This is a genomic window from Cognatundibacterium rivi (assembly GCF_018139565.1).
Lineage (GTDB): Bacteria > Pseudomonadota > Gammaproteobacteria > Burkholderiales > Burkholderiaceae_D > Undibacterium > Undibacterium rivi.
Window position 1 is genome coordinate 215,838 of the sequence record NZ_JAGSPK010000006.1, and the last position, 13,002, is coordinate 228,839.

The following is a 13,002-nucleotide window of genomic DNA, read 5'->3' on the forward strand; positions in this document are numbered from 1 at the left end:
TATAAGGACATCAGCGGTATTCATGGCGCAGGAGCGGGGAGTATCTGATATTTGTGTTTGAGCGCGCATCTGAAAACGAGCGCTCGTTGCAGCGCTTGATCTGCGTATCAATCAAGAAAATCCGCGTATTCTTTTTGCGCATAGCCTTTTAAATTTTGCCATGGCAGCTTAGTGCTGAGCGGAGCTTGTAGTTTGACGTCGACGCGCCGGAAGAAAGTGCCAGCTTTATCACCGCTTTCGATGATCAACGGAATTTGTTTTTGCTCATCCCACAATACTCTTTGGAAATTGCCATTCATTTCGCGCTCACGCCATTGCGCGCCGCTGACGGTTGATGCTTTTTTTGATAGTGACATGGCTTTGACGAGTTTAGGATCAAGCAGATAAAACGCGTTTTCCCATGAACCGTCAAAATTCACATTGTCGTATTCGGAAACCGGGATCGCGATAATTTCTTTATCTTTCGTGTTCACGAATTCGATCTGGGTTTTATTATTTTCCTGGAACACATGGCGGGGCAGCACCACATGATTGAAGTGTTTGTGCTTGGCTTCTTTCGCGCTGCCGGAATTATTTTTCTTGTTTGTCTTCTCATCAGCATGATCGCCATCGGCGTGGTCATGCATGCCGGCTGGTAAAACGCGGGCGATCCAGACATGTTTCGCGCGACGTAACAAGGTTTCTTCGTAACGTGCTTCGCGCGTCACGCCTTCTGGCGTTAACACCCGGCTGTAATTTTGTATCCGGATATCCAGATCCGGCGCTGCCGTCTCAGGCGTCGCTGGCGTTGCCATTGCAAATTGGCTGACGGACAGAGCCAGTGCGGCGATAAGATAGATGAATTTCATTTTTAAATAAGACTTTCGTGCTCGTGAAGATTGCAATATCAGGCGATCTGCGCGGATCGCCGTAAAGATGAAAAAACCAGAGGGCAGCACCCTCTGGTTTTTTTTAAACTCAGCGACGGTTCAATCAGAAGCCGTAAGCTGATTTCAGCAGTGTGAATACTTTAGTGTTATCTAGTGTGCCTTTGAATGCTTTTGCACCTGCACCGGTGGCAAACAATTTCACGTCACCGCCACCATGCGTTTCACTGGCCAGACGCACGCCGGTTTCTTGCAAGTAGTTATCGGCCAATACGGTTGCACTGTCCAGATTCGTACGCAGGTTAGGACGGTTAGGACCATTACCGAATACGAGTGTGGTGTAGGTATTACCATCGGCATCGAGACTTGGCTTGCCGTCGCGGTAGCCGCGGTTGATGTCCAGAATCGGATTGCCGCGTTTGCCGTAGCCATTGAATGCCAGTGTATGGTCATGATCTGCTGTGACTACGATCAATGTATTCGCCAGTGTCGGATCTGTCAGTTTTGCTTTATCCAGAGCGGCTTTCACTGCATCATCAAATGCGATGGTGTCTGTCAGTGCGCGCTTTGCGTTTGTACCGTGCAGGGCGTGGTCAATACGGCCGCCTTCGACCATCAGGAAATAGCCATTCGAATTCTGCGACAGAATATCCATGGCTTTGGTCGTCATTTCCGCCAGGCTAGGTTGATTCGCGCCTTCGCCAACTGGTGGTGTTGCAGTACGGTCGAGTTCATATTCCAGATGGCTTTTACTGCTGTACAAACCGATGAATTTTTTATTCGTCGGCGCTGCCAGCATGTCCGCTTTAGTCGCAGCAACGGTGTAGCCTTTGGCTGCGAATTCATTCAGCAGATTGCGGCCATCGGCACGGCCTGATTTGCCAGCGCTGGTGCTTGCATCGTAAGGCAGGAAATGGTTGCGGCCGCCACCCATCAGCACATCCACACCATCCAGCAAGGCGCTGTTATAACCTGCGCCACCTGGCACTGCCTGCGCAGCAATCGCGTATTGCGCGTTGCGATTACAGATATGTGAATAGGTTGCGGCTGGTGTTGCATGTGTCAGTTCGGTAGTGGTGATCGAGCCAACTGCTTTGCCTTTGGCTTTTGCCAGTTCCAGTATGGTTGGTACAGAAGTGCCATTACCTGTCGCGGCGCAATTGTTGATACCCAGATTGCCATTCGCATCTTTGCCAGGATTCGTCGCAACGGTGTCGGCAGACATGGAGATGACTTCGTTATTCATCTTCACGCCTGTCATGTAGGCGGCCATCGATGGTGCGCTGTCGGTCGTCTGCGCATCGTTAGAGTAAGTTTTGATACGGGCCGTGCGTTCCAGCTTATCCATATTCAGGCTGCCATCTTCACCGTATTTAAAGATACGCGATGCGGTGATCGTTGACGGGCCCATGCCGTCGCCCAAAAAGAAAATAATATTTTTTGCTTCGCCTGCAGCATTTGCGGCATTGGCAAAAGTCATCGCCAGTGTGGCGGCTAAAAGTGTGCGTTTCATAATCAGTTATCCGTTCTCAACAATGTTGAATAATCACAAGCCAGAGGCCGATTTCACCAGACCGAAGACTTTGGTGTTATCGATCGTACCGAGGAAAGTATCGGCGCCTTTACCAATCGCACCGAGGAATACGTCAGTACCGCCGTGTGTTTCGCTGCCGGCTGCCACGCGTACCACCGCTTCCTGATGGTAGGTATTGGCGCTGGTTGTGGTTTCATCGAGACTGATCATGCTGCTGCGGCTGCCTTGTGTACGGTTTTCGCCGTTACCGAAACCGATAATCGAATACGGTGCACCATCCAGATCTTTTTCGACTGCGCCAGTCACGTAGTTTTTCACCACGCCGAGCACACCCGGATTACCGCTGGCGGTTTTGCCGGTACGTTTCGCGTAGCCGTTCAGTACCAGCGTATGGTCATGGTCAGCAGTAACCACGATGAGCGTGTTTTTCAGATCAGGATCGCTGATCTTCGCTTTGGCAATCGCAGCTTTGATTGCGTTATCGAATGCCACTGTGTCTTGCAATGCTTTCTTGGCAGTTGTTTCATGCAAAGCGTGGTCAATCCGGCCGCCTTCCACCATCAGGAAATAGCCCTTGGAATTTTTCGCTAACACGTCCATCGCTTTGGTCGTCATGTCCGCCAGGCTTGGTTCTTTCGCTGGATCACGATCCAGGTCGTAGCTCATATGGCTGGAAGTGAACAGGCCAAGCAGGCGATCTGTTTTGGTGCCGTCAATCGCATTGAATTCGGTCGCATTGCTGGCGTAGGCGTAGTTTTTCGCTTTCATTTCAGCGACTAAATCGCGGCCATCAGCACGTTTGCCGCCATTTTTGGATGGTGTGAAGAATTGCAGACCGCCACCCATCAATACGTCCAGACCTGTTGTGCCCAGCGCTGTGTTGTAGCCGGTGCCGCCAGGAACGGCGGCAGCAGCAATATCATTTTCCAGATCGCGGTGGCAGATATGGGAGTAGGTTGCCGCTGGTGTCGCGTGGGTAACGCGGGTGGTTGTGACGACGCCAGTGGATAAACCTTTGGCTTTCGCCAGTTCCAGTAAGGTCGGTACGCTGCTGCCATTTTTAGTACCGCAGTTATTTCCGAGTTTGTTGCCGTTCGCATCAGCGATAGGATCAACTGCAATGGTGTCCGGCGACATGGAGATCACTTCATTATTCATTTTGACGCCAGTCATATAAGCCGACATCGACGGTGCGCTGTCAGTAACCTGGGCATCGTTCGAGAAGGTTTTAACGAAAGCGGTTTCTGGCAAGGTATCCATAGTCAGTTCGCCATCTTCACCGACAGAGTAAATACGCGCTGCTGTCATGGTCGTCATGCCCATGCCGTCGCCCAGGAAAAAGATCACATTTTTCGGTGCGTCTGCAACTGGTGCCGGATCGTTTGTGCTGGTGCCGCAACCAGTGACCGAGAGAGTAAGTGCGGCGCCGAGAACAGCGACGTAAAGAGGCTTGAATTTCATTTTCGTTCGTCCAGAGGGGGTTAAAAGTATCCCAATGTAACAAGGCATTATTACCTGTCAGTGACCCTGGCTGAGAATGAAGCGGACTGTTGTATTCAGCATCGTTTTCTTCATTTTGCTGAAAAGATGAGGAAGTCGCAGGCGTGCTGCTGAGCGGTACAGATGCCAGAAATCATGATTTTTGATGAAATAGGCTCAAAATATACTGGGGGGAGTATATTTTGAAGCCCTTATTTTATAAGGACATCAAGGGTGAAATCATGAAAATGAGGGGGAGTATGCTATTTCTTGGCGCGCGGATGGGCCTGATCATAGACTGTCGCCAGATGCTGAAAATCGAGCGAGGTGTACACCTGCGTTGCGGCAATCGAGCTGTGCCCCAGCATTTCCTGTACCGCGCGTAAATCGCCGGACGATTGCAATACATGTGATGCAAAGGAATGACGCAGCATGTGTGGATGCACGTTGGCAGGTATATCCAGACTTTGTGCATGAGCTTTGATGCGCAACTGCACCAGACGTGCCGAAATCCGCGTCCCGCGCTCGCTCAGAAACAGCGGATGCGGATCGGCTTTGACCAGACTGCCGCGGATGGCCAGCCAGTCACGTACAGCTTCCAGCGCTGGCGCGCCGACCGGTACGATGCGTGGTTTGTTACCTTTACCGGTCACGTGTACCTCGCCCTGATCCAGATCGATCCAGCCCGCTGACGCATAGCCCGGCTCTTGTACCGCGGCGACATCCAGGCCGACCAATTCGGAAACGCGCAAACCACTCGAATACAAGAGTTCAAACATGGCGCGATTTGCGCGTGGCGTGGCCTCGTCACCGCCGCGATGCGACACCAGACGCACGGCATCATCGGCACCAAGCGCTTTGGGTAAAGGCTTACTTTTTTTCGGAGCGCGTATGCCTTCGACCGGGTTGCTGCTCAGGTCGTGCTGTTCCATCAGCCAGCGGTAAAAGCCGCGCCAGCTCGACAGTTTGCGTGCGATGCTGCGGGCATTTAAACCTTGGGCATGGAGTTTGGATGTGCAGCGGCGGATGTGCGCTGCGCTCAGTTCTGCGATAGCCTGCGCGCCGGCATATTGCTGCAGTTCCCGCAAATCGAGCGCATAACCACTGATCGTGTGCGGCGACAACTGGCGCTGACTGCGCAAAACTTCCAGATACGCATGCAGCAAATTGTCGCCAGCGGCAGTCGTTTCCGGCAGGTGAGCTGGCGTTGCCATAGCGACTCCGGTCTGGCGTCAGTGAATTAAATATCGATCAGACAGGTCAATGCCGCGCTGCTGGTATCGGCGATGTTGACCAGAAAATCGGTAGCCATGTTTTTGGTGTAGCGCGCCGGATCAGGCGAACCCAGTACCAGCAAACCAAAGGCCGGTGATGTTGGCGACAGACGCAGCGGCAGCATCGCGATGGATTGCACCGGTGCGCTGGTTTCTATCCAGCTGGCTGCTTCAAAATCCTGATTCGGACCGCAAAACGGCGTCGTCAGACCTTTCGCGAACAGAATGGCATCTTCACTGGCGGGTGCCGCAAACCAGGTGTGAGAAAACTCAGGTGCGACATTCCACAGGCGCAAGGTGGCGTGCGGCAGTTGGAAGATATCCTGCAAACCCTGCGTCAGAACAAACGGCAGATCGACATCATTGCGCGCCAGCAGCAGGGCACGCGTCCATGCCTGAAACTTTTGGCTGATGTCGTGATTTTCTTCCGCGATCCGCATTAATTCGGACAATCTGAGTTCCAGCGCGCGATACTTTTCACGCACGACTTCCATTTGTCGTTCTTGCAGAGAAATGGTACGACCCATCACCGGGCTCGTCAGTTTGACCGCACTCAGTAATTCTGCGTGCTCTTCAAAAAAATCCGGATTCTGGATCAGGTAGGTTGCGATGTCAGTTGAATTCATTACATTGATCAGAGATTAATTTCGCCTTCGAAGACCGTGACTGCCGGGCCGCTGAGCATAACAGAGCTGCCTTCGCCTTGCCACGCGATAGAGAGTTCGCCGCCATGAGTGGTGACGCGCACCGGGCTGTCGAGCAAGCCGCGCCGTATACCGGCGACGACTGCCGCGCAGGCGCCAGTACCGCAGGCCAGCGTCTCACCCGCACCGCGTTCATACACGCGCAAGCGGATATGATGGCGATCCTTAATTTGCATAAAACCCGCATTTACGCGTTTCGGAAAACGCAGATGATGTTCGATGACAGGGCCATCGGCCGCGACCGGAAAGGTCTCTGCATTATCGACCACTTGTACCGCGTGGGGATTGCCCATCGAAACCACAGAAATCGCCACTGTTTTGCCATTCACATCGAGCGGCCACAGCATATCATCGGCTTCAGGAATCGCCGTCAGCCCGGAGTTGTCGAAAGGAATTTTTGCCGGTTCCAGTATCGGCGCACCCATATCAACGGTGATGCTGCCATCGTTTTCCATGCGTGGAGCAATGATGCCGGACATGGTTTCAACACGGATGGTCGATTTGTCGGTGAGTTTTTTCTCAATGACAAAGCGCACGAAAGCGCGTGAGCCATTACCGCATTGCTCGACTTCGCCGCCATCGGCGTTATAAATGCGATAGCGGAAATCAACATCCGGCGTGTCGGATTTTTCGACGACCAGAATCTGATCTGCACCGATGCCAAAGCGGCGATCAGCGATGTGCTGCCACTGTTCGCGGGTGAATTGTATCGGCTGATTAATCGCATCGATCACGACAAAATCATTGCCGGCGCCATGCATTTTGGTGAATTTGAGTTTCATGGATGCATTATATCGCGGGATAAGCGCGATGATGCACCCGATGCCGTGATTTAGCTGCCGTCGACTTTATATACGCCGCAACCCAAAACAATGTCGCTGGTCACTGCTTCGATATACGAGGTTTTACCTTCGACCTTATTCGAGACCGGATTCAGGATGGTGTAATCGACCCAGCCGCCGGAGGGCGGCAGGTTGAATGCATCAGCGACCAGCTTGCGGCCGTCGAGGCCAGTCAGATGGAACAGATTCAGCTTCAGTTTTTCTGCATTGCCGCCAAATGCCAGATACTGGCCATCCCGGTTGAAGGCAAACACATACATGTCTTTGTGGCTGAAGTAGTGGTCTTTATCGCCGGTGATTTCTGCTAATGCAGCCCTGCCTTTACGTTGAAACAGCTCGATCGCTTTCTTTACCATCAGATAGGCTTCGTCGGCCGTGCCCTGCCTGAGGTGGAAGCTGGCGACGGCTTTGGTCAGATAGGCGGCACGCTGTTCCAGATGAATTGCTGTGCTGCGTGCCTGTTCTGCCATGCCGCCGTTGCTTTGTGTGATTTCATCGAGATGCTTCAGTGCTTCAGAAATTTGCGCCAGACCATTGCTTTGCTCATCCGATGCGCTGGATATTTCGTTAATATTACCCGCCAGATCGCGTATGCCAGCGACGATGTTATTCAGTGTGGTGTTGACATCGTTGATCTGACCGACGCCATGTTTGACCTGATGTACCGATTGATCGATCAGATCACGGATTTGCTTTGCTGCCTCGGCGCTGCGCTGCGCCAGACTGCGGACTTCGGTTGCGACCACTGCAAAGCCGCGCCCTTGTTCACCGGCGCGTGCTGCTTCGACCGCTGCGTTGAGCGCGAGTATATTGGTTTGAAACGCGATGCCATCGATCATGGTGATGATTTCATGCATCTTCAGCGCACTTTGCTGTATGCCCTGCATAGACGTTACCGCGGCGTGCATCGCGTCGCCACTTGAGGCCGCAATCTGACTCAGATTCGAGGCCAGATGATCTACTTCGCGGGCGCTTTCAGCATTTTTTTTTACCGTTACCGACAGGTCTTCGACACTCGCCGTTGTTTCTTCGAGGCTGGACGCCTGCTGTTCGGTTCTGACTGCCAGATCACCGATATCGTTGGCCAGATTCTGTCCGAGTTGCGATACCTTGCTCGCATTCGTGCGGACATTCGCAACCAGCCCCGACAGGTTCAGATTCATTGTCTCCAGAGTGTTGCCGGTTTCCGCCAGTTCATCTTTGCCGTCGATATGAATTTGTTTGGTCAGGTCACCGGAAGAGACCGACAATGCAGATTCACGTACGGCGTGCAGCGCCTGCATAAAGCCGCGATAAAATCCCAATAACAGGTAAGACACCGTCAAAAATAAAAACACCAGAATGGCAAAGATCAGATTTCTGCGGAAACTTTGCTTTGCCACGCGTTCGCTGAGCAGATCTGTCAGTCGCTGATGCAATTGCTGCTGCAGCTTGACGGTTTTTTCGATGGCCTGCGTCCCTTGTTCGAAATAACTGCTGGCGTCACCGCTGACGTTCTCTCCCAGCAAATTCTGTTTTGCCAGTACGGCGAATTCCTCACTCGCTTTGATGCTGGCCTGCTGCTCGGTAGGGACGACTTCGCCTGCCCGTTTCAGTTGTTGTTCCAGATCGTTGACGGACTTGATTGCCGTCTGTAAAGCGCCAAGGCGTGAGACGATGGCGGCTTTACCGGAAAAATCGATGGTACCGGATTTGATATAACCCGCACCCAGACCCCGCAGCAGGGCTACTTGTTCTATCCAGGTGGGAATTTTGATGATGGCGGCATCCATCAGGAAATAAGTGGCAGCTTCGGGGTCAAAAAATAAGCCACTACGTTCACTCGCATACAAAGAGAAATCCTGAATTTTAGCAATCAGACTGGTGTGCTGAGCAAGACTCGCGGCGGACGTTTCTGCGATCTGCCCGGCAGCCAATTGGCGTAATTCGGTTTCCAGCGGTTTCCAGCTATCTGCGAGCTTGAATTCGGGGTTAGTGACGATTTCCTGACTCAGTCGCGACAGACTATCCGACAAGGCTTTTCTGGTTGTCGCCAGATCGGCATCAATGTTCCCGCCTGATAATTTCAGATTGACCTGACCACGATGCTTTTGTGTCTGGATCATCACATCCATGACCTGACGATTAATCCGTATGCCACTCAGCTCATTTTGTGCGATTTCAACATCCGTCTGCATTTTCGACAGCATGTACATAACCAGTAGCAGCGTCGGCAGCATTAAGACGATAAACATCGACAGCAGTTTGGTACGCAAGCTGAGCTTACTCATCACAGCGGCGCTTGGCCGCATGAGCGTGGACAGCAGTTTGTCTCTTGAGGCAGGCATAGTTTTTTTTCGTTGGATTAAAAGCGCTCTTGCATTTTCCCAGAAAAGCATCGGCAGAATATTGTCTTGAATGGAAAAACAACAATAACAGCAATATAGATAATAGCTTAAAAAACAGGCTATATTGTTTCCCTCAGGAACCAGTACACTTTGTTTCACTGTCAGTCGTACTGTACTGGTGTTTTTGTGCGTGACTGTGCATGGGGACGTACCATACTGCATGCTAATGTGCGACCAGAATTAAAAAGTATATGATTCACTCACAAGGTGATTCTGATTAGTGGCAAATACCAATGCCATACAAAAAAAGCACGGAGACCCCATGAATGCACCTCTCAGACCCGAGCAGCAGGCGCTGATCGATAATTCTATTTCCCTCGACGATAAATTCACGCTGGAGCGCGGACGCGCTTTTATGACCGGCACCCAGGCATTATTACGCCTGATGATGTTGCAGCGGCAGGCCGATGAAAAAGCCGGACTCAATACCGCTGGTTTTATCACCGGTTATCGCGGTTCGCCTTTGGGCAACGTCGATCTGACCGCCAGTAAAGCAAAAAAATATCTGGAAAAAGCGCACGTTAAATTTCATCCCGGCGTGAATGAAGATCTGGCCGCCACCTCGGTATGGGGAACGCAACAGGTGAATCTGTTCCCGGGAGCGAAATACGACGGCGTGTTTGCGATGTGGTACGGCAAAGGCCCGGGTGTTGATCGCTGCGGCGACGTGTTTAAACATGCGAATCTGGCCGGCACATCGAAACATGGTGGTGTACTGGTGATTGCCGGTGATGACCACGCCGCAAAATCCTCTACCGCGGCACATCAGTCCGAACACATTCTGAAAGCCTGCGGTATTCCGGTGTTATATCCATCGTCGGTGCAGGAGTATCTGGATTACGGTCTGCATGGTATTGCGCTGTCGCGCTACACCGGTCTCTGGGTCTCGATGAAATGTGTGACCGAAGTAGTCGAATCCGGTGCTTCCGTCGATATCGATCCTGAACGGATCAAGCCGATTATTCCTGGTGATTTCCAGATGCCTGCTGATGGTATCAGCATACGCACGCCCGATCCTGTACTCGCGCAAGAGTCGCGCATGATCAATTACAAATGGTACGGTGCATTAGCGTATGCACGCGCGAATAAACTGAATCAGATTATCTGGGATAGTCCGCGTGCCAGAGTCGGTATTATCACCGCAGGTAAGTCGTATCTCGATACCCGTCAGGCACTGGCCGATCTTGGCATCGATGAGCAGGCAGCCGCCGACATTGGTATCCGTCTGTATAAAATCGGCATGACATGGCCGCTGGAATCGCAGGGTGTGCGCGAATTTGCCAAAGGTCTGGATGAAATTCTGGTGGTCGAAGAGAAGCGTCAGATTCTCGAATATGCGCTCAAAGAAGAGCTGTACAACTGGCAGGATGATGTGCGTCCACGCGTGGTCGGCAAGTTTGACGACACTGGCGAATGGAGCGATCTCGATCATAGCGGTCATGGCGACTGGCTGCTGCCGGCGACGTATGAACTGAGCCCGGCGCAGATCGCCCGCGCGATTGCATCCCGTATCACCAAGTATTTTTCCGGCCATCCGGTCGAGCAACGCGTCAAACAGCGCGTCGCTTATCTGGAAGCGAAAGAGGCAATGCTGAATGTCGCCGCTAAGCCTGATCCCAACAAAGATCGCGTTCCGCATTTCTGTTCAGGTTGCCCACACAATACCTCGACCAAATTACCGGAAGGTAGTCGCGCTTTAGCCGGTATCGGTTGCCATTACATGGTGACCTGGATGAACCGTGAATCGACGATCTTCAGTCACATGGGTGGTGAAGGCGTGACCTGGGTAGGTCAGGCGCCGTTCACGAATGAAAAGCATGTGTTCAGTAATCTGGGCGACGGTACCTATTTTCACTCCGGCTTGCTAGCGATACGTGCAGCGGTTGCCGGGCATGTGAATATCACCTACAAAATTTTGTTTAACGACGCCGTGGCGATGACGGGAGGTCAGGAATTTGACGGCCCGCTGGACCCCGGCATGATTTCACGCCAGATTGCAGCAGAAGGCGTGACCCCGATTATCGTTGTGACCGATGAGCCGGAAAAATATCCGGCCAATTACAACTGGGCTCCCGGCGTTACTGTGCGTCATCGCAGCGAACTCGATGCGGTACAGCGCGAGTTGCGTGAAATCGAAGGCGTCTCCGCGATGATTTACGATCAGACCTGCGCGTCTGAAAAGCGTCGCCGCCGGAAAAAATTTGACAAAGATGGCAAGCCAGGTTTCCCTGATCCGGCCAAACGCGCTGTGATCAATGAAGCTGTCTGTGAAGGTTGCGGTGATTGTTCGGTGCAATCAAATTGTCTGTCGGTTGAACCGCTGGAAACCGAATTCGGGCGCAAGCGTCAGATCAATCAATCGTCGTGCAACAAGGATTATTCTTGTGTGAACGGTTTCTGTCCAAGCTTCGTCACCGTCGAAGGTGGCAAGCTGAAAAAACCGGCAAAGGCCAAAGTGGAACAAGGCACAGCGCTCGATGTTGCCAGCTTGCCTGCACCGGCTTTACCGGCCACACAAGAACCCCTGAATGTGCTGGTCACCGGTATCGGCGGCACTGGTGTGATTACGATTGGTCAGATCATGGCGATGGCCGCGCATCTCGAAGGCAAGGCATGCTCGGTACTCGATATCACTGGCCTGGCGCAAAAAGGCGGCGCGGTGATGTCGCATGTGCGTCTTGCGGACAATGCCGGTGACCTGCATTCCACCCGTGTCGGTACCGGCATGGCGGATCTGGTGATCGGTTGCGACGAAGTTGTGACAGCCAGCCGTGATGCCTTATCGCGTATGGGCGAAGGGCGTACCCGTGCGGTCGTCAATTCCTCTATTTCACCGACCTCGACATTCATTAAAAATCCGGACTGGACTTTCCCGGGTGAGAGTGCGGAAGCGGAAATCCGTCACTCTTGTGGTGAAGACCGCGTCGATATGGTTGATGCCACACGGATGGCAACGGCACTGATGGGCGATAACATTGCCTCGAATATGTTCATGCTGGGTTTTGCATGGCAAAAAGGCTGTGTGCCTTTGAGTGAGGCTGGGTTGATGCGTGCGATTGAGCTCAATGGTGTTGCGATTGATTTCAACAAGCAGGCATTTAACTGGGGACGTATCGCAGCGCATGATCTGGCGGCAGTGAAGAAACTGGTGGCTCCGGCGCAGGTGGTTGAGCTGAAACGCGCACCGACACTGGATGACATTATTACCAAACGGATTGCTTTCCTGACGGATTATCAGGATGCTGCTTACGCCTTGCAATACAGTGACTTTGTGAATAAAGTCAAAGCGACCGAGGTTGCAATTGCCGATGGTAAGTCATTACGTCTGACCGAAGCCGTGGCGAAATATCTGTTCAAACTGATGGCGTACAAAGACGAATACGAGGTCGCACGTTTGTATACCGATGGCAAGTTCCAGAAAAAAATTGCCGATATGTTTGAGGGCGATTACGCAGTGCATTTCCATCTCGCGCCGCCGCTGTTTGCCAAACACGATGCTCAGGGACACCTGATCAAGCAGCATTATGGACCGTGGATGATGAAAGTATTCGGTGTGCTGGCGAAGATGAAATCTTTGCGTGGCAGTATGTTCGATGTGTTTGGATATACAGCAGAACGCAGAACCGAACGTGCGCTGGTGATTGAATACAAACAGACGATACAGCAACTGCTGCCTTTGCTGAATGCGGGCAATCTCGCCAGTGCGGTTGCGGTTGCCAGTGTGCCCGAAGATATCCGCGGTTACGGTCATGTCAAAGAACGTCATTTGCTTGCTGCTAAAAATAAACAAGCGACATTGCTGGCGGAATTTAATACGGTCGCGGTACCGCAAAAAGCAGCGTAATGCTGGTGATATAAAAAAATGGTCGACGTCAGTCGGCCATTTTTTATTTCTTCATCCGTAAAAGCCGGATAC

The 13,002-nt window shown here is 52.3% G+C and carries 8 protein-coding genes; 1 reads left to right on the forward strand and 7 read right to left on the reverse strand.

All coding sequences use genetic code 11. The features are described from left to right. Positions 1-107 precede the first annotated feature (107 nt). The 7 genes from KDM87_RS16020 to KDM87_RS16050 form a co-directional block, all read right to left on the reverse strand. On the reverse strand, positions 108-848 hold the full coding sequence (locus KDM87_RS16020; RefSeq protein WP_212680131.1) for a hypothetical protein: 741 nt from the start codon (positions 846-848) through the stop codon (positions 108-110). A 124-nt stretch (positions 849-972) separates the two neighbouring features. Then, on the reverse strand, positions 973-2,379 hold the full coding sequence (locus tag KDM87_RS16025) for an alkaline phosphatase (RefSeq protein ID WP_212680132.1): 1,407 nt from the start codon (positions 2,377-2,379) through the stop codon (positions 973-975). A gap of 33 nt (positions 2,380-2,412) precedes the next feature. Further along, positions 2,413-3,861, reverse strand: coding sequence for an alkaline phosphatase (locus tag KDM87_RS16030; protein WP_212680133.1), 1,449 nt, complete (start codon positions 3,859-3,861; stop codon positions 2,413-2,415). A gap of 281 nt (positions 3,862-4,142) precedes the next feature. After that, positions 4,143-5,093, reverse strand: a complete 951-nt coding sequence (xerC, locus tag KDM87_RS16035; protein ID WP_212680134.1) for a tyrosine recombinase XerC — start codon at positions 5,091-5,093, stop codon at positions 4,143-4,145. Between the two features lie 26 nt (positions 5,094-5,119). Continuing rightward, positions 5,120-5,779: a DUF484 family protein gene (locus KDM87_RS16040; protein WP_408058752.1), complete on the reverse strand. Its 660-nt coding sequence runs from the start codon at positions 5,777-5,779 to the stop codon at positions 5,120-5,122. A gap of 8 nt (positions 5,780-5,787) precedes the next feature. Beyond that, on the reverse strand, positions 5,788-6,639 hold the full coding sequence (dapF, locus tag KDM87_RS16045; protein ID WP_212680135.1) for a diaminopimelate epimerase: 852 nt from the start codon (positions 6,637-6,639) through the stop codon (positions 5,788-5,790). Positions 6,640-6,689: 50 nt separating this feature from the next. Then, a complete protein-coding gene (locus KDM87_RS16050; RefSeq protein ID WP_212680136.1) occupies positions 6,690-9,026 on the reverse strand; it encodes a methyl-accepting chemotaxis protein in 2,337 nt (778 codons plus the stop codon). 322 nt (positions 9,027-9,348) lie between these two features. On the opposite strand from KDM87_RS16050, the gene KDM87_RS16055 reads away from it, so the two are divergent. Then, complete coding sequence (locus tag KDM87_RS16055) at positions 9,349-12,930, forward strand: indolepyruvate ferredoxin oxidoreductase family protein (protein ID WP_212680137.1); 3,582 nt, start codon at positions 9,349-9,351, stop codon at positions 12,928-12,930. The last annotated feature ends 72 nt before the right edge of the window (positions 12,931-13,002 follow it).